Source organism: Macrococcoides bohemicum (assembly GCF_003259675.1).
In the GTDB taxonomy this organism is placed as follows: Bacteria; Bacillota; Bacilli; order Staphylococcales; family Staphylococcaceae; genus Macrococcoides; species Macrococcoides bohemicum.
Window position 1 is genome coordinate 135,079 of the sequence record NZ_PZJG01000002.1, and the last position, 19,719, is coordinate 154,797.

Here is a 19,719-nt window from a genome sequence, read left to right on the forward strand (position 1 = left end):
TTATTATTATAATTTGATTTCGATGTCTACGCCTGATGGTAAGTTTAAGCCCATAAGAGCATCAACTGTTTTAGGTGTAGGGTTAACAATGTCGATTAAACGTTTGTGTGTGCGTTGTTCAAACTGTTCACGAGAATCTTTGTACTTATGAACGGCACGGATAATTGTATAAACTGTTTTTTCCGTTGGTAACGGAATCGGTCCTGATACTTCTGCACCTGAACGTTTTGCAGTTTCTACGATTTTCTCAGCTGATTGATCGATCACGCGGTGATCATACGCTTTCAAACGAATACGAATTTTTTGTTTTGCCATAATTTTACCTCCTCTTGTAACGTCTATTTTGGTTTGATAGACTTCTCCACGAAAATTGTCAAACACATCGCCATGGCAAAGCGGCCGGGTGTGTCAGTAACCTCTCGCTTCATCGCTTTTTAAAGTCCAACAGTAGATATAATACACGAATATAAATGAATAAGCAATAGTTTTCATGATATTTGTTAATATATTTTTAAGATTATCTAAATCTTTATTAATTATTAATAAATATCAAAAATTCAAGGTATAGATATATATGAATTATTTATATATTAAGCGCTTATTATTCTGTATTTAATATAGAAGAAACTTTAAAATGTCTAACTGAGCGTTTTTACATAGAATTTGATTATACCATGATATAATGTATATACAAAGAAAAAGTTTCATTTGTTACTTTTAAATTTTGGAGGGTATAAAAATGAAAAGTCCAATACGTATTATTTTATTGATTCTTGGTTTTATTATGTTGTTTTCTGAAGGGTTTATGGGATTACCTTTCTTAGGAGGTACTTATGTCTTATCTTTAGGATGGGCACCGCTCGGTAGTAATATTTCGATTTACATCATCATGTTACTCATCACCGCACTTGATCGCTCAAATGAAGCGAGATTTTCACTTTCTACAATTGCTGTAGTAGGCATTATTGCAAACGCCATAGCATTCATTCCGGTTATAGGAATGTTTATGCACTGGTTAATGTTCTTCTTAATGTTAGTTTATATCGGAATCGTGTTAAATACGCGCGAATATAGAGGCAATACAACGCATTACAATAGTCGTCGTGCCGGTGAAACAGTAAGAGAATATAAAAATTAAAAAATTGCGGATTCTAATAGTAGAATCCGCAATTTTTTTATGAATGTTGTACAAAAGCAAAATAACAAATAAAAACTACTGCCATGAAGTACATAATTGGATGCACTTCTTTATGACGTTTCGCCATAACCATCGTAATAGGATAGAAGATAAATCCACAAGCAATACCTGTAGCGATTGAATATGTTAACGGCATCATAATAATTGTTAAAAATGCCGGTACTGCGATTTCGAACTTCGGCCATTCTATCTTATTTAAATTACTAACCATCAATACGCCTACGATCACTAATGCGGGTGCTGTTACAGCACTCGTAACTACTGACATTAATGGTGAGAAGAATAAAGCCAATGCAAAACAGATTGCTGTAACAACACTTGCAAATCCTGTACGTGCTCCAACTGCTACACCTGCAGATGACTCGATATAAGATGTTGTAGTAGACGTACCAAATATTGCTCCTGTGATTGTCGCTAATGAATCTGCAAATAACGAACGGCCAGCTCTTGGTAATTTATTATCTTTGACTAAACCGGCTTGTGTTGCAACAGCAACTAATGTTCCAGCTGTGTCAAAGAAATCGATGAATAGGAATGTAAGTACAATTGAAATGAATTTCCAGTTTAATAATTCAGAAGGATTACTAAAAGCATCGAATGCTTTACCGAAAGTCGGCTCAATACTTGGTACTGCTCCAACGATTTGTTTCGGTGCATCGATTAATCCGAACAACATACCTGCAATAGCAGTAATGATCATTCCGATAAAGATACTACCCGGAATACGTTTAGCCATTAAAATTATCGTTAATACGATACCCGCTACAGCAAGCAATACATGCGGATCATGTAAATTTCCTAAAGATACTAAAGTAGCTTCATTTGCCTGAACGATACCAGCACCTTTTAAACCAACGAAAGTAATGAATAGACCAATACCTGCTGACACTGCCATTTTAAGTTCAAAAGGGATTGCATTGATAATCGTTTCGCGAAGGCCGGTCATTGTTAGCAATGCAAAGAAGATACCAGAGAATAAAACACCCGTTAACCCAGTTTGCCATGGAATGTTATACTGTAATACAACTGTAAATGCAAAGAACGCATTAAGTCCCATACCTGGTGCTAACGCAATCGGATACCTCGCGATAAACCCCATAAATAAACAACCTACGATTGAAGCTAAAATTGTAGCAACGAAAACAGCGCCAGCATCCATACGCATGCTTTCAGGAATACCTTTTACACCTGCTAAAGATAGCATCGCTGGGTTAACCGCTAATATGTAAGCCATTGATAAGAACGTCGTTAATCCACCGAGTATCTCTCTCTTATAGTTTGTGCCTAATTCATCAAACTTAAAATAATTTCTCATTGTGCACTTCCCTCTTTTTAAATTTTATACTTGTATAGTCTAATCTCAATGTTCGGAAAAATCAATACAATTTTATGAATATTAATTTTAATATTCGTATTTTAGTTATTTTTCTTATCCTAAAGTCATATCTTTTAAACTTTCTATAGTCATTATGTCTTAATCATATTAAAAATGCATATAAATTATTAGAATGTTTTTTCTGTATATGTTTAGGGAATAAACTATATATATATAATTAAAGGAGGAATTATAATTATGAAATTTAAAATATTAAGTTTAATCCTATCATCAGCGCTAGCACTTGCCGCATGTAATAATGACGCAAAGGATATTGAAAAATCTCCAAAAGATGAAACTAAACAGGAACAACAAGAAGAAACTACTGATACGAAAGCAACAGACACAAATGATAAAGATGATAATGCTGACGAAAAGAACGATGCAAAAGAAGAAGGTGACAGTAGTGTGGAAGAACAAGATGACGTAGACAATCAAGATGAAGCTACTGAAGCTGATGATGATAATGATAAAGATGAAGCCTCTATTAAACTAGATGATATTAAAGTATTGCCTGAAGATGCTATCAAGACTGCTCAAAAGAAAATTCCTGGAGATTTAGAAAGTATTTCATTCGATCGTGATAACGGTCAATGGATCTATTCTATATCTTTAATTGATACAAATAAGAAGACACATGAAATTAAAGTTAACGCCGAACAAAACCAAATCATCTCTACCCAGGTAGAAGATGATAAAGATAATGAAAAAACATTCGATTATGGTGCGTTTGTCCCTGCTGATAAAATCATAAAAGCTGCACAAAAAGTATACAATGGAGATATTAAAGAGTGGTCACTTGATCACGATGATGGTAAATTTAAATATAACGTTGAATTAAAAGGTCAGGATGGTAAATCTAAAGAATTTGAACTTGATGCTAAAGATATGAAAATTTTATCTAAAGATGCATAACATAAAAAGAGCACAGTGAATTTTTCACTGTGTTCTTTTTCATTATATTTTTTATAATAATCCTATCCACTGCCAATACGTCGCACTAAATAATAGAATAAGTAAGTAACCGATTATTGTTAATGCAATACCTGTTTTCAAGAAGTCTTTTACCGTGAATGTACCTGTACCGTATGCCAGCATATTTTGTGGTGCTGATACTGGTAACAAGAATCCAAAGCTGATGACAAATTGCTGAATCAATACAAAACCGATGGCATTCTCTTTTAATCCTAGTGTTGCTGTTAAGGCAATAAACACAGGAATTAAGGCACTCGCCAAACTTGTCGCACTCGCAAAGCCTAGGTGAATGATAATGTTGAACAATGTAACTAAAGCAATTGTTGCAAGTAACGGCATATGTTCTAATCCCATTAATCCAAACGTTTTATCACTTAGCCATTGTGCTGCTGTCGTTTGCAGTAATAAGTTACCTAAAGAGATACCAATCGCAAATACGATGATTGTCCCCCACGGAATTAACTTCTCAACATCTTTCCACGTAAATATACCAATTTTAGGTGTTAACATAATCGCTAATGCTACTAGCGTAATAGATGAAGAATCAATTGGATGTAACTTTGCTTCTGTTGCCCAGAAGAATAATAATGCTACTGAAATTGCGATTAATCGCCATTCTCTTGCTGTAACCGGACCAAGTTCAGCAAGTTGTTTTTTCACTAACTCTTTACCACCTTCAATTTCTTTTGTTTCAGGCTTAATGACTGTGATCATAATGAAATATAACGCAATTGACATTAAAATCGACCAGGGTGCTGCATACATAAACCACTCACCCCAGGATACATCCTGGTTAAATTGTTTATTGATAAATCCCATAGCGACCATATTTTGTGCTGCCCCAGTCTTTATACCTACGTTCCAGATAGAAACTGCCTGAACAGCAGTGATAACAAGTAAGGCTGCGAGTCGCGATTCTTTTTTTGCACCGAATGCTGTAACCATACCTAATAGAATTGGTACTACAGCACCTGCTCTTGCAGTAGCTGAAGGCACAAAGAATGCGAGTATAATTGAAACAATGATCGAACCTGCTACAACCGCATTCGTTTTATTACCAACTGCAGATAAGACAAGTAGCGCAAGACGTTTATGCAAGTTGGTTACCTGCATTGCAGTTGCTAAGAATAACGCTGCTGCAACTAGTGCTACTGCAGAACTCGAGAACCCACTAAATGCTATTTTTAATGCATTTTGCGTACCGAACATCTCATCTTCAGCTAACGGTTTCCCTGCTACCATTGGATTACCCATTGCTGCACCTAATTTTTGAATCGGACTAAAACCTATTAGCATGATAATCAATGCTACGATCATCGTACTTGAAACTGGATAGCTCACCGCTTCTGTAACCCACATAATAACCGCAAACGCTAAAATAGCAAGTGCCATCTTAGCCATAATCGGTAAATCTGCCGGCGTCGGGAGTAATACGATAGCAATTAAGACGATAAAACTTAAAATAATCCAATATGGCTTTAAATTCAACTTCTTTTTAACTTCTTCCATAGTAGAAGCCCCCTTAACTTTATTCAATATTATTGTATCATTTTTTGTGAAAACGGTAACAATGTTCACAAAATCGACTAAAGATTTAAGTTTTTTAAGGCATCCGCAAATGGATTGTTAATCGGTTCTTCTTCTTTTTTCATATACTTCTTCATTTCATTTTTCGATACTTTACCAGTTTTACGTGATTTGAATCGTTTATCCATTTGCTCCTGTGTCTCACGGAAACCACAAGTACAACTGTACATCGCTTTCGGACCTTTACCATGCAACGTTAATTTCTTTTTACATTCAGGACAGCGTGCATTCGTTTTGCGTTGCACATTCTTTTTAGTACCACACGTTGGATCCTGACATACGAGCATCTTGCCATTACGTGTCTTTTTCTCTAGCATGAATTTACCACACGTTGGACATTCTGTTGTCGTCATATTATCGTGTTTAAATTTATCTTCACTCGATTTAATCTCATCGATAATCTCTTTCGTGAATTTGCGCATCTCACCTATAAATTTATTTTTGTCATATTTATTTTTCTCAATTAACGTGAGCTTATATTCCCAATCGGCAGTTAGCTCAGGTGATTTCAATGCATTGGGTGCAAGTTCTAGCAATTGGCGGCCTTTATTCGTCACTTTTATATTGCCATTAAAGTTCTCTATCGCATTTAAATTATAAAGTTTCTCTATAATATCTGCACGTGTCGCAACGGTACCAATACCACCAGCGGATTTGAGGGTTGATTGTGCTGTCTTATCAATCTCAAATATGCTGCTTGGATTTTCCATCGCTTTTAATAATGTGCCTTCATTTAAATATGGAGGCGGCTCAGTTTCATGCGCTGTTTTATTAATTTTAATGTTTTCTAAAGTCGTGCCTTTTACAAATCGATGATGTTTTTCAGTAGATGCTTGATTATTTAATGCCTTAAATCCTAATGTTACAGTTTGTTCCTGTTTCGCCACAAAAGAAGACTCTCTAATATTTACAGTGACTTTTTGTTCTGCGTAGACATTCGGTGGTAATAAATTGCTTAAAAAACGTTCCGCTATCAACATATAGATATTTTGCTCTCGTCCACTTAAGCTATCAAGATTTACACGCACTTCAGTCGGTACAATCGCGTGATGATCACTTACTTTAGCGTTATTAACAAAATGACTACCACCTTTGATTGGTGACTTTAACAATTCAACAACTTGTGTACGATATTCAGTTGTTGATAGTGAAGCTACACGATCTTTTAACGTGCTTATCATATCAGTCGTTAAATAGTTCGAATCAGTACGTGGATAAGTTACTAGTTTATGAGATTCATATAAATTTTGCATTGTGCTTAACGTTTCTTTAGCAGAATATTTGAATCTGCGATATGCGTCTTGCTGCAAAGAAGTTAAATCATATAGCTTACCTGGATATCGTTTCTTCTCGTTAGTAACAACCTCGCTTATTATCGCTTTCTCTGTTTGTAAATCTTTAATAAGCTTATCTACAATAGATTCATCAAAGATACGGTTTGGTGACTGCCAGTTAAAAGTAACCCCATCAATAACAATATTTAAACCATAATATTTTCTTGGTTGAAACTGATTGATGGCATCTTGTCTGATTTTCACCATTTGCAATGTAGGTGTTTGTACACGTCCAGTTGAAAGTTGCGCATCATATTTCGTCGTCAAAGCACGTGTTGCATTAATCCCAACAATCCAGTCCGCTTCACTACGCGCGAGTGCTGCCTGATATAAACCACGATAGGCACTCCCCGGTTTTAACTTTTTAAATCCTTCTCGGATTGCTCCATCGGTCACTGATGAAATCCACAAACGTTTTACGGGTTTATTCCCTTTACATTTCTCTAATATTAAACGCGCTACGAGTTCTCCTTCACGACCAGCATCTGTTGCGATAATCACTTCGTTCACATCTTGACGTTCGATTTGACTTTTCACGATGTTAAACTGCTTACGCGTCTTACCGATTACTACTGATTTCATACGTTCAGGTAATATCGGAAGATCTTTCATATCCCAAGTCTTATATTTACTATCATATTGTTCAGGATCTGCATTCGTCACTAAGTGACCCAATGCCCATGTTACGATATACTGATTGTTCTCCATATATCCATTTTTCTTTTGATTACAATTCAATACACGTGCAATATCACGTGCCACTGATGGCTTTTCAGCAAGTACTACTGATTTCATATTATCCGTCCTATTCTCTATTGATTTCTTAAATTATAACAGATTTTATGAAACACCTGTTTTTTTTGATATTTACAATTGTTATTTAATAATGACTCCGTTATGCTTAAATAAAATAAGGAGGGGATGTATTGAAGTCACTTCATTTCCCGGAAAATGTTGAATACTTAATCTGTTCGGATTTTGACGAAACGTTCTTCGCGCATGATTTAAGTAATCCTGAAGATGTACTCGCACTAGACGCATTTTTAGAACAAAATGTTGTAGCTAAAGGTATTCTTTTCGGCATTATTTCTGCCAGCACTAAAGAAATGATAGAAGCTTGTTTTGAAAAAGGAAATTACAGACACTATCCACATTTTATTTCAACTAATTCAGGAACTGAGATATATTATGTAAAAAATAATAAACTGATTAGAGATGAAACTTATCATAACAAATTTCAGCAATTAAATTTTGATAAAAGTGTCATTCTCAATATAGAAGAACAACTTAAGCAACAAAATATTGACTTAATCACACAAACCCCTTTTGAAAATGCACCATTTTCTCGTAACTATTATTACCGCTCATTAGGAGAACTGGATGCAGAAAATATTGATATAATTAAGACAACTGGTAAAAAACATAATTTTATCGTGAACGTTAGTAAGTGTAATCCTAAAATTGGTGATCCGGAAAATCATTATGATGTGGATTTCTATCCATCAATTGCCGGTAAACATGCAGTCGTACAATATTTAATGGATAAGTTCAATATTGATAGAGACCATACCTTTGCTTTTGGCGATAGCGGGAACGACTTATTAATGCTAAACAGTGTCAAACATGGGTATTTAGTAAGTAACGCAACTGAAGAAGCAAAATCTAAATATAAACACCATACCAATTCACCATATAATAGAGGCATACTAGAAGGACTACAGCATTATTTCAAGGAGTGAAAGACTTGTACATTTCTCAAATGAAAGATATACAATTATTAGCTGATTTCTTGTTCCAATTAAACCAGGATAGTAAACACCACGTAGGAAACATACGTGTCACAAAACAAAGTATTATCGATCAACTTAATAATATTGATCCGGAAGATATGTTGCTAATTACTGAAGGTGATGAAATCATCGCCGCATTTGGTATGGAACATATTAATGAAACTGAAGCAAATATTCTTGGTCCAATTACTACAAAAACAGATAAAGAAACCCTTAATATGATAGATGTCATGTGGCAGGATTTCTTACGCAATCATCCAAGTACAACAACGTATTATTTCAGTTTCCATGAAGAACATCGATTTGGTCAGGCTGTGATGAAACATCTCCGCACTCAATATTTAGGTACAACATATACGATGGAAGCTGAAGAAAATAAAACGACAGCTATCGTACCACAAATCATCAAGTATAAACCTATTTATAAAAAAAGTTTTACTCGTCTTATGAAAGATTTACGGGTAGACTATAAAGCTAAATGCGAGAAGATATTATCTACAGTTGGACAATCACATGAACTTTACCTTTATTTAAATGAAGGACTTGTTAAAGCTTGTATATGGATTCAAATCAACGACGATGATGTTTGTAATATCGAATATTTAGCGACACATCCACAGTACCGAAATAAGGGTATCGGTCATGAGCTTGTGTCTTTTGCCGTAGATCATGCCTTCAATAAACATCACGCAAAGCGCGTACAGATTTCCGTGAAAAGCAAACGTGAAAAGAATATCGCTTTCTATGAAGCGATTGGATTTAAGAAAATCAATGAAATGAATCATTTTAAATATACACTGGATTAGAACAAATCATTGAAATGAATATATTGAAATCGGGGTAGATTTTATAAACTATTTTTTAGTTAATAAAGTTACCTCGATTTTTTCGATTACAGGCTGTTGTTTTAGTAAAAATAATTAAGGGTAAAAGATAGTTATCGATATAGAGAGAAGGAGTGAATATATGGATTTATTAATTGCATTACTCCCTGCATTACTATGGGGAAGTGTTGTACTCATAAACGTTAAAGTGGGTGGTTCTCCGTATGAACAAATTATGGGTACAGTATTAGGTGCATTCATTATCGGTACAATTACATACTTTATTGTACAACCTGAATTAAATTTGAAAATACTAGCAGTAGGTATTATTTCTGGTGCTTTTTGGGCACTTGGTCAAGGTAATCAGCTTAAAAGTGTTGAACTGATAGGCGTTTCAAAAACAATGCCTATTTCAACTGGTTTACAACTTGTGAGTACTACGTTAATTTCTGTACTTTTCTTTAACGAATGGACAACTACAAAAGCAGTAGTACTAGGCATAGCCGCATTATTATTTCTTGTTATCGGAGTCATTTTAACTTCATTAAAAGGTGACAATGAAGATGGTGGTAATAATAACTATAAGAAAGCTTTGCCCATACTTATAATTTCTACAATCGGTTATGTTACATACGTTGTCATCGGACAATTCTTCGGAGTTGAAGGATGGGATGCTCTATTTCCACAGGCTATCGGTATGGTGATTGGTGGTATTTTATTAAGTTTCAAACACCAGCCTAAAAAGAAAAATGTTTTAAAAAATATTATCCCTGGTGTTGTATGGGCACTTGGTAATATGGCTTTATTCTATTCGCAACCGAAAGTTGGTGTTGCTACTAGCTTCTCATTCTCACAAATGCTAGTTGTAGTTTCAACATTGGGCGGTATTTTTATTTTAAAAGAAAAGAAGACAAAGAAACAGTATATCGGTATTGCAATCGGTATTATTCTTATTATTGTAGCAGCATTTTTATTAGGACTAGCTAAAAAATAAATACTGGAGGTTTTATGATGTATAAAGATTTAAAAGATAAGGTTGTCGTTATTACTGGTGCCTCTAGTGGTATCGGTAAAGCTATGGCTGAAGCATTTGGTATTGAAGAGTGTAAAGTAGTCATCAATTATAACTCAAGTAAAGATAAAGCAGAGGACGTTGCTGAAATCGTTAAGAAGAATGGAGGAGAAGCAATTACTGTGCAAGGCGATGTTTCCGTAGAAGAAGACGTTGTTAACATTATACAAACCGCAATCGATACCTTTGGTGGTTTAGATATCATGATTAATAATGCCGGATACGAAAAAGCAACACCATCAGTTGAAATGTCAGCCGAAGCATTCAATAATGTCATGCACATTAACTTAACCGGTGCATTTGTCGGTAGTAGAGAAGCATGTAAACATTTTATCGAAACCGGTAAAAAAGGCAATATCATTAATATTTCTAGTGTACATGATGTCATTCCTTGGCCAAACTACGTGAATTATGCATCAAGTAAAGGTGGCATGAAATTAATGATGGAAACGATGAGTATGGAGTTTGCACCTAAAAGCATTCGCATCAATAACATTTCTCCAGGGGCCATTGTAACTGAGCACACAAAAGAAAAGTTTAGCGATGATAAAACACGAGAAGAAACAGAACGAATGATTCCTATGGGAATTATCGGTGAACCTCATCAGGTTGCAAATGTGGCAACATTCTTAGCAAGTGAAAATGCAAGTTATATTACAGGTGAAACAATCTATGTGGATGGTGGTATGACAAAATATCCATCATTCATGGGTGGTAAAGGTTAGAAAATTAAGAGCGTAAGACAAAATAATTTGTCCTACGCTTTTTTATAACATTACCAGCTGAAATATATACAATATTACTATAGATATTACGATTGTTATATTCGTTACCATACTAATCAGTGGAATGGTCTTATATTTAAACTCAATTGCGTACGGAATAATCGCTACACCTATCGGTAATAGCCAACCGATAAGTAGAGTCGTTCTAAACATCTCATTAAATGGTAATAAGAAGTAACAAATCCCGCCGACAAACGCTCCTAATCCATAATGGAACGCCAAGTATTTCATTGCAATCGGTAAGTAATACTTATCGATTTTAAAGTTTAAAAAGACACCTAATAATATCATGGATAACGGTAAATTAGCTTTTGATATGATTTCAAAGAAATCCAGCACTTGAGATGGTAATTTAAAGTGAATCACATTAAATATCAGCATAATGACATAAGTCATTAACGGTACGGTCTTTAACATACTCATCAATAAATATCTAATATCAAACGTATCGCCACCTTCACTAAAGTAACTACCGACAAAGTAAGTTACACCAAACATCATAATGGATCCACCGATATCAAACATTCCAAAGTACAGTAATCCTTTAGCACCAAACATCTGCTCCACAAGTGGATAAGCAAATAATCCAATATTAAAAGCTGAAGCCATCATACCAACTGAGCCACGAATTTGATTATTATATTTCAGAAACAAAAGTATTGCTAAAAATTTCGCAATGACTGCATATATAATCATGATGACAGGAAGCATAATCAATGATGCATCAATTTCTACCCCGCTTAAAGTTACAATTACAAGGGAAGGTAATGTTACATTCATCACTAAGACAGCGAGTACTCTACCATCTTCTTCTTTTAAATATTTTAGCTTTTTCAAAATATATCCAAGCATAATCAAAGCGATAATCATAATAAAGCTTTGTGTCATGTTAAACCTTCTCTCTTAATAGCTTGTTACAATACTTCTTCAGGTACCCAACCAGTAATACCATCTTTCATAATAAGTGTATAGCCTAAGTATGAATCATCAATGATAGCCACTTCTTCTCCAATTGATACATCCATGAAATAGTCAGTATAATCATCTTTTAGACGGTAGCCATCTTCAATTTCTTTAATAAATTCTGTCTTTACCATAAAGTCTATTCCTGTATGTATGTGTTTTGCCCGAGTGAAATATTCATCACCATCGAATACTTCTATTTCAAAATGCGGATAAGTAAACGTATGCGGCTCCTGATATGACACTTCAAAATCCTGAATCACCACTTGTCTCTTATAATCATCTGCTGCCAAAGTTTTTAATGTGTATTCATCATCTGTATATTCAATGATCAACGCGTTAAGTTGGCCACTATATTTCACTTGATTGCCACCATCGATATCAATGATACGTGACGCTTCATTTATCTTAATGTTGTTATTCATGAGTCCATCTTCAACATAGTTACATGTCGGAAAATGACCGACCACAACCATTTTTTCAGCATCATGCGTTGCATTATAAAAGTATGGCATGTTCAGTGCGTTATAACGTGATGTATTCATATAATCATGTTGATCAAGCCCTGCATGTACAAATATGAAATCTTCTGTTTCAATCATCAAAGGTAAATCACGAACGATATCATGAATGTGACTAAAATGCTTACGTACGTCCTTAGCCATATCACTTTGTGATTCATAATCATCCAATGTCTTACCGAGTTTATCCAGCGCTTCATGTACAAGTGTGTGGCGGCGTTGCATATAATTGTATAAATAATCTTCTTCCAATTCATCGAAGATACAGTCACAATTCCCGAGAAGCATATGAACATGTTCATTTTCCAATAATTCTCCTACGAATTCAACGAGTTCTATACTATTAGGACCTTTATCGATAATATCTCCTAAAATAATGAGTCGATCATCTTCTGTATATCCTACGCTTAATAGCAGATCTTTAAATAAATTAATATTGCCATGAACATCTGAGACAACGATTGTACGTCTATCTGTAATTGACATTGTCATGTAGTTATCTTTAATCTTCATCGGTAATCGGACTCACTTTCGCATTGATTAATTGCACGAGTTCATCAACATTAACTTTCATCTGAATACCTATTTGTCCCGCACTTACGATAATCGTTTCAAGCGATTGAGCAGATGCATCAATCACAGTCGGAAATTGCTTTTTCATACCTACTGGTGAACATCCTCCTCGAATATAACCTGTAGTCTTTTCCAAATCTTTTACTGCAAGCATTTCTAACTTCTTCTCACCAACTACTTTACTGATGGCTTTAATATTAAGTGTTGCTTCTACTGGAATAACAGCAACATAATAATTATTTTTACCTTGTAGTACTAATGTTTTATATACTTCTTCAACCGGTTGACCAATTTTATTCGCTACAGTAATCCCATCAACTTGATCATCTTCTATCGAATATGTAAACGTTTCATAAGAGATTTTCTTTTGATCGAGTTTTCTTAATGCGTTTGTTTTTACTTTTTTACTCATATAAATGCCTCCAATATTCTTGTCACTTTATAATATACCACTTTTCATGTATATTTCTTTTAGAAGGGGGTTTTTAAATGACATATAAAGTAGTATCGCTCGGCGCATTTTATCTTAGTGGTTTAAAAAGAGAATTCACTACCGAAACAATGGGAGAAATCAAACCACTTTGGGATGATCTTGAACAGAACGGCACACTTGCTGACTTACAAACGTTAAATGATGTAGATACTTTAAAAGGTCACATCGGGGCATGCATTAAAACAGAACCATCTGAACATTTAAGTTACTTAATTTCAGTTGCTACTATAGAACCGCATGAAAAATATGAAACAGCTTATATCCCAGCATCTGAATGGGTTGTATTTGATGCCATTGGTCCTATACCAACTGCCATTCAGGAAACATTTGAATATATTTACGGTACGTGGTTTAAAGATGCACCATTCAGACCTTTGCAAACCACTGATTTAGAGTTCTACCCGCTAGATATGTATTTTGAAACCGAAAACCCAAAAGTAGAAATCTGGATACCTGTAGAAAGGAAGTAAATAATGAATTTAGAACAACAATTATTAGAACTTAAAGAAGAATATATGAGAATACAAAATGATTTAGAGAAAGTTGAATCAACCGGTCAATCTTCACCAAGGTTAGAACAAAAGCTTATTGAAATCGAAAAAGCCATACAGGAAACACGCAATAAAATGTAATTTTATCTGTCACGGTAAAAAACCGTGACTTTTTATACTCTTTTCCACTATTATTCGTTACAATATATGTATTAAATTTTTTGGAGTGACTTTATGGACAAACAAATCAAATTACTTATGGCAGTTCAGTTTTTTATATATTTTGGCTTCAGTATCGTTATTCCTGTAATCCCGGCACTTGTGCATAGTATGAACTTAAATGCATTTCATATGGGATTATTACTTGCCAGTTATTCAATATTTTCGTTTTTAGCAGCGCCATTCTGGGGACATCTATCAGATAAAATTGGCCGTAAAAAAATATTGTTCATCGGACTCATCGGTTTTACATTAAGCTTCTTTTTATTCGGTCTTTTTATCGATAACTTAGCAATGCTCTATACTGCACGTATTGTAGGCGGTATCTTCTCCGGTGCTTGCTTCTCAACGACAACAAGCATGGTGAGTGATATGACAAGTGAAGAAGAACGTAATAAATATATGGGCCTCATGGGAATGATGATTGGACTTGGTTTCATCTTCGGTCCTGCAGTAGGCGGCTTATTATCAGGTATCAGCTATCAAGTACCATACTTTGTCACAAGTGGCATCCTCGTACTTATTGCAGTATTATCCATGCTAACTTTACAAGAAACTTATCATGGCAACAGTGCGAAAGAAACTGATCTAGGTACTTCAAAAATGATGACACCACAAATTATACTTATCTTAATTTCAACATTTATCGTGATGTTTACGATGAGTGGTATGGAAAGTACATTCCAGCTCTTTGAAATTGAGAAAATAAATATCACTACTACTCAAATGGGTCTTCTTTTTATGATCGGTGGATTGATTAATGCCGGTCTTCAAGGTGGTTATTTACGTAAAGTAAAAGATGGGAAAGAAAAACCCGTTATTATTACAGGTCAGATATTAACAGTTATCGCATTTATCCTATTACCATTCTCTATGAATTTATGGTATGCCGGGCTATGTTTAGTACTTCTAATGGCTGGTAACGCACTAGTTAGAACGTTGCTTACAAGCCAGCTCACAAAAGAAGGCAACCGTAATAATATGGGTAAACTCACTTCAATCAGTTATAGTATGGATAGCTTAGGACGTATTCTTGGTCCACTTGCTTTTACCGGAATTTTATCAAATCAAATTGATGCACCGTTTTATTTCGGTGCAATAATGACAGTTATAGGTACAATCGTCTTAATGATGTACTTTAAGAAAGGACGTACAGTATGATTTTTTTAATTGCATTGTTCACAATAATGTATCTTATTGTGAGTTACACGAGTATTTATCACTTTAAAATGAATATTTTAAATATATTACGTATTATATTAGGACTAGGGTATTGCTTCTTTATCTATACATCTGTGATGCATATCCCGGGAAATATGAAGTACTGGATTACTTTACTTGCGATATGTTTATTGATGAATATTGAAATTGCGGCTTATAAATATAAATTTAATGATTCAAAAGCAAAAAGAATTCTAGATATCTTTTCCCTTGTTATCGCTTTAATGGTTATTGTAATTACAGCGATATATATTTAAACAGGATGCCAAAATAGCATCCTGTTTTTTTATCATTCATAAAGAACATTCGTTTCTTTAATGCGTTCAATAAATTCATCTACTTGAGCATCATCTACTGCAAGAGAAACACGAATGTATCGATCACCTAAACTTCCAAACGGCAGTCCCGGTGTTGTGAGCATGCTTTGTGACTTCAGTAAGAAATCGACATATTCTTCACTGTTAAACTCATCCGGTACTTTTATCCAGATAAATATGCCACCCTGCATCGGCTCAAACGGAATATCTGCTTCAGTTAAGGCTTTAGTCACTTTATCACGACGTCTTTTAAATAATTCATTCTGTTCATTTAAAAACGGTTCACCAAGCTCTAATGCCGCTACAGCACCATCTTGAATAGCACCCCACATACCCACTTGCGTGTGATCCTGGAAATAGTTTAAGTTCTCGATAATTTCAGCATTACCTACAGCAAAGCCTACGCGTACACCTGACATATTAAACGCTTTAGATAATGAATAGATTTCTATCGCAACATCTTTAGCGCCAGGTGATTGCAAGATGCTAGGATTCTTTGCATCAAATCCAAATGCAGCATAGGCAAAGTCATGCACAATTTTTGTATCTGTGTCTTTAAAACGATTGATTGTTGCATCAAAGAATTCTTTTGTTGCAACTGCACCAGTAGGGTTACTTGGATAATTTAAATAGATTAGTTTTGTATTGTTAAGTTCTGCTTCATCAATTTTATCGAAATCAGGTAAATAATGATCTTCCGGATACAGTTTCAGTTCATAATGTTCTCCTCTAGCAAGTTTCACACCCGCTAAATAATCTGTGTATCCCGGATTTGGTAACAATACACCATCTCCTGGCTCAATCACACATGTCGGTAGGTGCACTAACCCACTTTTCGTACCATATAAAATACAAATTTCTTTGTCCTGCTCTAATTCGACATCATATACTTCTTTATAGAACTTTTTAATTGCAGCTTTAAATGTTTCTTTCCCTCTAAATACACCGTATTTATTATTTTGTGGATTTTGAATACTTTCAGTCAGTGCTTGAATTACGCTATCAGGTACTGGTTTATCAGGTATCCCTACCGCCATATTTATGAGCGACTTACTCCCTACTTCAAGCTTTCGTCCCATCGTCTTGCCAAAATAACTTTCCGGAATTGTTTCTAATATTTTTGTGTATGCCATTACACTGCCTCCTATGGTTTATCAAATCCAACGAATGATTCATCTATTACTTTATCAAAGGCTTTAGATGTTATTACTTTATTTATATCTTTTGTTAATTGACTATTTTCATTCTTCTTGTTAACAACGATACGATTTCGATAATGTTCATCCATCTGCTCTAACTGTAATGCTGATTTCAAATCAATTTTAGAAGCTAATGCAAAGTTACCAGGAATAGCTGATAATCCTATACTATCTTTGCTACGTGGTAATTGTGCTGCTTCTACTGCTACAAACTTTAAATTTTTCTTATTATTAATAACATCACGTTCTGAAATTGTAAGTTCATTTGTCCCTGGTTTAATATCAATAAGGTGTGCTAATTTTAAGGTTTTAAAAGCACGCGCTGCATTAACCGGATCGTTTGGAATTGCAATCTCAGCACTATTAGGTACTTCTTCAAATGATTTATATTTACCAGAATAAATACCCATCGGTGCAGTTGGAACTTGTCCTGTTGCAACAAGATTGGTCTTATTTTGAGCATTAAACTGTTTCATAAATTCAATATGCTGGTATAAATTCGCATCTAAATCACCTTTTGCTAATGATTTATTCGGCTGAATGTAATCAGAGTATTCAACGCGCTCTACTGTATAGCCTAATTTTTCAAGACCAGGCTGAATTGCTTTCTTTACCATATCAGCATAAGGCCCACTCGTTGCCCCAATACTAACTTTACCTTTATCTTTGCTTTGCGTACTTTTTACATCCGCATTTTGACGTTCAAATGGATTACCTTTATCTAATAATATCCCAGATAACAATATAACAATGATGCCAGACAATATAAAAATAACTATATTCTTCATATTTTTCCTTCTTTCGTTTCTTTTATTTTTTCGCTTTTTATTATTTTTCAATTATATTTTACTCTTTCGTTTTACCTATTATCTTTTATCTACACGTTTACTGATAAAGTCACCAGTAATTTGAATCAGTTGTACAAGGATGATGAGTATAATGACTGTTACTATCATCGTAACGTTGTCATAACGATAATATCCATATCGAATGGCAAGGTCACCAATACCTCCTCCACCGATAACACCGGCTGTTGCGCTATAAGCTAGTATGCTAATAATCGCTAAAGTAATTGCCTGAAAAATCCCTGACATACTTTCTGGAATTAACACGTCCATAATAATTTGTTTAAGAGATGCACCAGTAGCTACACATGCTTCAATGACACCTTTATCAACTTCCTTTAAAGATGTTTCAATAAGTCTAGCAAATAAAGGGACAGCGGCAAGCGTTAAAGCGACACTTGCAACATAAGGACCATGGGACTGCCCAACAATCTTCGTAGCAAATGGCAGTATCGCTACCATCAAAATGATAAACGGAAACGAACGAATGATATTGACGATAAATCCTAATATCGAGTTAAGTGGTCCATTCGGTAATAGCAATTGATTGCGTGTTAAATAAAGAAGGATACCAAGTGGCAATCCAATAAGAACAGAGAGTGTAATTGCGATACTAGACATTAAAATCGTTTCTAAAAATGCTTTATATAATTCTGGTAGAAGTGTTTGAAATTTATCGCTCATTTATGCCACCCTCTCGATTCCATTTGATTTCTTTATGTATTCATTTATAGCGATTCTTTCTTGAATATCACCTGTAACTTCGAAAGTTAATATACCTATCGGTTGATTTTGTATGTATTCAATCCTGCCTTGAATAATCGAGATATCGCAGTTAAATTTCTTATATAAATTATTGATGAACGCACTTTCTGCACTATCTCCAATAAACTTAACCGTAATAATTTCTTTGTCTTCATTATTTAATTTCATATATTGCTCTGGTAATTCCAGATGATAGATTTCATTTACAAAATGTCTTGTTAAATCACTTTGTGGATTAGAAAACACAGTAAATACATCTGCATGTTCTACGATTTCTCCATTATCCATTACGGCTACTTCATCACAAATTTCTTTTATGACATCCATCTCATGCGTAATTACAACGACTGTAATCCCTAATTTCTGATTAATATCGCGAATCAAGTTTAATATACTTTTTGTTGTCTCTGGATCTAGCGCACTCGTCGCTTCATCACACAACAATATTTCAGGATTATTAGCAAGCGCACGCGCAATTCCAACGCGTTGCTTTTGTCCTCCTGATAACTCTCTTGGATAACTGTCACGGCGATGTGTTAGTCCTACAAGATCAAGTAATTCGGTAATGCGAGCATCATACTGTTTCTTAGGGAAATGTGCTGCTTTTAAACTGAATGCGATGTTTTCCGCCACTGTCTTAGATTGGATTAAATTAAACTGCTGGAATATCATCCCTATGTTTAATCGTTCTTTTTGTAGTTTCTGCTTGTTTAATTTTGTAATATCTACATCATTCACAAGCACTTGACCACTCGTAGGCTTCTCAAGTAAATTAATTGTTCTGAGTAACGTACTTTTACCAGCACCGCTATAACCAATAAGCCCAAATATTTTTCCGGTTGGTATTGTTAAGTAAATATCTTTCAACGCTTGTGTTGTCTTACCGTTCCTTCTGTATGTCTTATTGACATCCATAAACTGTATCGCCAATCTATTCCCTCCACTTACTTATCCAAAGAAAAAAACGTCATTGCTTAATAGCAATGACGTATTATATGAGTCACTTATCTATCAAGCATAATAGCTTGTTGGATTTAGCACAGTACTCGTAAGAGCCCGCTGCTGAGACATCATAGGGCCAATTCCCTCAGTCTCTCTGGATAAGATATTTAATTTTTAATATGGTATTTATATTAATACTCAAATTATGAATTGTCAATGAACTCTTTAGT

At 34.6% G+C, this 19,719-nt stretch carries 21 protein-coding genes and 1 riboswitch; of the genes, 10 read left to right on the plus strand and 11 right to left on the minus strand.

Features of this window, described 5'->3' with window-relative positions:
• Window positions 1-6: 6 nt before the first annotated feature.
• Entirely contained in the window at window positions 7-315 is a 309-nt protein-coding gene (rpsJ, locus tag BHX94_RS05245) for a 30S ribosomal protein S10 (RefSeq protein ID WP_096077503.1), read from the minus strand.
• Between the two features lie 424 nt (window positions 316-739).
• Here rpsJ and BHX94_RS05250 point away from each other — a divergent pair, with 424 nt between their 5' ends.
• Window positions 740-1,138: a hypothetical protein gene (locus BHX94_RS05250; RefSeq protein ID WP_111745198.1), complete on the plus strand. Its 399-nt coding sequence runs from the start codon at window positions 740-742 to the stop codon at window positions 1,136-1,138.
• A 37-nt stretch (window positions 1,139-1,175) separates the two neighbouring features.
• On the opposite strand, the gene BHX94_RS05255 is transcribed toward BHX94_RS05250, so the two are convergent.
• The gene (locus BHX94_RS05255) at window positions 1,176-2,513 is read right to left on the minus strand and encodes an NCS2 family permease (RefSeq protein WP_096077505.1); all 1,338 of its coding nucleotides are present in this window, start codon (window positions 2,511-2,513) and stop codon (window positions 1,176-1,178) included.
• Window positions 2,514-2,771: 258 nt separating this feature from the next.
• On the opposite strand from BHX94_RS05255, the gene BHX94_RS05260 reads away from it, so the two are divergent.
• Entirely contained in the window at window positions 2,772-3,488 is a 717-nt protein-coding gene (locus BHX94_RS05260) for a PepSY domain-containing protein (protein WP_111745199.1), read from the plus strand.
• 51 nt (window positions 3,489-3,539) lie between these two features.
• Here BHX94_RS05260 and BHX94_RS05265 read toward each other — a convergent pair whose 3' ends face one another.
• Window positions 3,540-5,057 (minus strand): SLC13 family permease, encoded by a 1,518-nt coding sequence (locus BHX94_RS05265; protein WP_111745200.1) that lies wholly within the window; start codon window positions 5,055-5,057, stop codon window positions 3,540-3,542.
• A gap of 77 nt (window positions 5,058-5,134) precedes the next feature.
• Complete coding sequence (locus BHX94_RS05270; protein ID WP_111745201.1) at window positions 5,135-7,264, minus strand: DNA topoisomerase III; 2,130 nt, start codon at window positions 7,262-7,264, stop codon at window positions 5,135-5,137.
• A 131-nt stretch (window positions 7,265-7,395) separates the two neighbouring features.
• On the opposite strand from BHX94_RS05270, the gene BHX94_RS05275 reads away from it, so the two are divergent.
• The 4 genes from BHX94_RS05275 (at window position 7,396) to BHX94_RS05290 (ending at window position 10,880) form a co-directional block, all read left to right on the plus strand.
• Complete coding sequence (locus BHX94_RS05275) at window positions 7,396-8,208, plus strand: HAD-IIB family hydrolase (RefSeq protein WP_111745202.1); 813 nt, start codon at window positions 7,396-7,398, stop codon at window positions 8,206-8,208.
• Between the two features lie 5 nt (window positions 8,209-8,213).
• Window positions 8,214-9,065 carry a GNAT family N-acetyltransferase gene (locus tag BHX94_RS05280; RefSeq protein ID WP_111745203.1) on the plus strand — a complete coding sequence of 284 codons (852 nt, stop codon included), beginning with the start codon at window positions 8,214-8,216 and terminating at the stop codon, window positions 9,063-9,065.
• 160 nt (window positions 9,066-9,225) lie between these two features.
• A complete protein-coding gene (locus BHX94_RS05285) occupies window positions 9,226-10,077 on the plus strand; it encodes a GRP family sugar transporter (RefSeq protein WP_111745204.1) in 852 nt (283 codons plus the stop codon).
• Window positions 10,078-10,094: 17 nt separating this feature from the next.
• Window positions 10,095-10,880: a glucose 1-dehydrogenase gene (locus BHX94_RS05290; protein ID WP_111745205.1), complete on the plus strand. Its 786-nt coding sequence runs from the start codon at window positions 10,095-10,097 to the stop codon at window positions 10,878-10,880.
• Window positions 10,881-10,922: 42 nt separating this feature from the next.
• Here the strand turns inward: BHX94_RS05290 and BHX94_RS05295 are convergent, their stop codons facing one another.
• The 3 genes from BHX94_RS05295 to ybaK are packed head-to-tail and all read right to left on the minus strand — an operon-like array spanning window position 10,923 to window position 13,409.
• Window positions 10,923-11,828: an AEC family transporter gene (locus tag BHX94_RS05295; protein WP_111745206.1), complete on the minus strand. Its 906-nt coding sequence runs from the start codon at window positions 11,826-11,828 to the stop codon at window positions 10,923-10,925.
• A gap of 26 nt (window positions 11,829-11,854) precedes the next feature.
• Window positions 11,855-12,937, minus strand: coding sequence for a metallophosphoesterase (locus BHX94_RS05300; RefSeq protein WP_111745207.1), 1,083 nt, complete (start codon window positions 12,935-12,937; stop codon window positions 11,855-11,857).
• Complete coding sequence (gene ybaK, locus BHX94_RS05305; protein WP_096077516.1) at window positions 12,927-13,409, minus strand: Cys-tRNA(Pro) deacylase; 483 nt, start codon at window positions 13,407-13,409, stop codon at window positions 12,927-12,929. Before ybaK ends, BHX94_RS05300 begins: the two co-directional genes overlap by 11 nt.
• A 77-nt stretch (window positions 13,410-13,486) precedes the next feature.
• Between ybaK and BHX94_RS05310 the strand changes: the two genes are divergently transcribed.
• From BHX94_RS05310 to mspA, 4 genes are all read left to right on the plus strand, one after another.
• Entirely contained in the window at window positions 13,487-13,960 is a 474-nt protein-coding gene (locus tag BHX94_RS05310; RefSeq protein WP_111745208.1) for a GyrI-like domain-containing protein, read from the plus strand.
• Between the two features lie 3 nt (window positions 13,961-13,963).
• Complete coding sequence (locus BHX94_RS12815) at window positions 13,964-14,122, plus strand: SE1832 family protein (protein ID WP_096077518.1); 159 nt, start codon at window positions 13,964-13,966, stop codon at window positions 14,120-14,122.
• Between the two features lie 93 nt (window positions 14,123-14,215).
• On the plus strand, window positions 14,216-15,361 hold the full coding sequence (locus BHX94_RS05315; RefSeq protein WP_111745209.1) for an MFS transporter: 1,146 nt from the start codon (window positions 14,216-14,218) through the stop codon (window positions 15,359-15,361).
• Complete coding sequence (gene mspA / locus BHX94_RS05320) at window positions 15,358-15,678, plus strand: membrane stabilizing protein MspA (protein WP_096077520.1); 321 nt, start codon at window positions 15,358-15,360, stop codon at window positions 15,676-15,678. Before BHX94_RS05315 ends, mspA begins: the two co-directional genes overlap by 4 nt.
• Window positions 15,679-15,710: 32 nt before the next feature.
• On the opposite strand, the gene BHX94_RS05325 is transcribed toward mspA, so the two are convergent.
• From BHX94_RS05325 to BHX94_RS05340, 4 genes are all read right to left on the minus strand, one after another.
• Complete coding sequence (locus tag BHX94_RS05325; protein ID WP_111745210.1) at window positions 15,711-16,871, minus strand: aminotransferase class I/II-fold pyridoxal phosphate-dependent enzyme; 1,161 nt, start codon at window positions 16,869-16,871, stop codon at window positions 15,711-15,713.
• An 11-nt stretch (window positions 16,872-16,882) separates the two neighbouring features.
• Window positions 16,883-17,725, minus strand: a complete 843-nt coding sequence (locus BHX94_RS05330; RefSeq protein ID WP_111745211.1) for a MetQ/NlpA family ABC transporter substrate-binding protein — start codon at window positions 17,723-17,725, stop codon at window positions 16,883-16,885.
• Between the two features lie 78 nt (window positions 17,726-17,803).
• Entirely contained in the window at window positions 17,804-18,466 is a 663-nt protein-coding gene (locus BHX94_RS05335; RefSeq protein ID WP_111716828.1) for a methionine ABC transporter permease, read from the minus strand.
• Window positions 18,467-19,462, minus strand: a complete 996-nt coding sequence (locus BHX94_RS05340) for a methionine ABC transporter ATP-binding protein (protein WP_111745353.1) — start codon at window positions 19,460-19,462, stop codon at window positions 18,467-18,469.
• 86 nt (window positions 19,463-19,548) lie between these two features.
• A riboswitch (SAM riboswitch) is annotated at window positions 19,549-19,654 on the minus strand.
• Between the last annotated feature and the right edge of the window lie 65 nt (window positions 19,655-19,719).

Bases quoted from the DNA above. Each gene is read 5' to 3' on its own strand.
- rpsJ (WP_096077503.1), bottom strand. From the start codon at position 315: ATGGCAAAACAAAAAATTCGTATTCGTTTGAAAGCGTATGATCACCGC.
- BHX94_RS12815 (WP_096077518.1), top strand. From the start codon at position 13,964: ATGAATTTAGAACAACAATTATTAGAACTTAAAGAAGAATATATGAGA.
- BHX94_RS05270 (WP_111745201.1), bottom strand. From the start codon at position 7,264: ATGAAATCAGTAGTACTTGCTGAAAAGCCATCAGTGGCACGTGATATT.
- BHX94_RS05340 (WP_111745353.1), bottom strand. From the start codon at position 19,462: ATGGATGTCAATAAGACATACAGAAGGAACGGTAAGACAACACAAGCG.
- BHX94_RS05265 (WP_111745200.1), bottom strand. From the start codon at position 5,057: ATGGAAGAAGTTAAAAAGAAGTTGAATTTAAAGCCATATTGGATTATT.
- ybaK (WP_096077516.1), bottom strand. From the start codon at position 13,409: ATGAGTAAAAAAGTAAAAACAAACGCATTAAGAAAACTCGATCAAAAG.
- BHX94_RS05250 (WP_111745198.1), top strand. From the start codon at position 740: ATGAAAAGTCCAATACGTATTATTTTATTGATTCTTGGTTTTATTATG.
- BHX94_RS05260 (WP_111745199.1), top strand. From the start codon at position 2,772: ATGAAATTTAAAATATTAAGTTTAATCCTATCATCAGCGCTAGCACTT.
- BHX94_RS05310 (WP_111745208.1), top strand. From the start codon at position 13,487: ATGACATATAAAGTAGTATCGCTCGGCGCATTTTATCTTAGTGGTTTA.
- BHX94_RS05335 (WP_111716828.1), bottom strand. From the start codon at position 18,466: ATGAGCGATAAATTTCAAACACTTCTACCAGAATTATATAAAGCATTT.
- BHX94_RS05315 (WP_111745209.1), top strand. From the start codon at position 14,216: ATGGACAAACAAATCAAATTACTTATGGCAGTTCAGTTTTTTATATAT.
- BHX94_RS05285 (WP_111745204.1), top strand. From the start codon at position 9,226: ATGGATTTATTAATTGCATTACTCCCTGCATTACTATGGGGAAGTGTT.
- BHX94_RS05300 (WP_111745207.1), bottom strand. From the start codon at position 12,937: ATGAAGATTAAAGATAACTACATGACAATGTCAATTACAGATAGACGT.
- BHX94_RS05290 (WP_111745205.1), top strand. From the start codon at position 10,095: ATGTATAAAGATTTAAAAGATAAGGTTGTCGTTATTACTGGTGCCTCT.
- BHX94_RS05295 (WP_111745206.1), bottom strand. From the start codon at position 11,828: ATGACACAAAGCTTTATTATGATTATCGCTTTGATTATGCTTGGATAT.
- BHX94_RS05255 (WP_096077505.1), bottom strand. From the start codon at position 2,513: ATGAGAAATTATTTTAAGTTTGATGAATTAGGCACAAACTATAAGAGA.
- BHX94_RS05330 (WP_111745211.1), bottom strand. From the start codon at position 17,725: ATGAAGAATATAGTTATTTTTATATTGTCTGGCATCATTGTTATATTG.
- mspA (WP_096077520.1), top strand. From the start codon at position 15,358: ATGATTTTTTTAATTGCATTGTTCACAATAATGTATCTTATTGTGAGT.
- BHX94_RS05325 (WP_111745210.1), bottom strand. From the start codon at position 16,871: ATGGCATACACAAAAATATTAGAAACAATTCCGGAAAGTTATTTTGGC.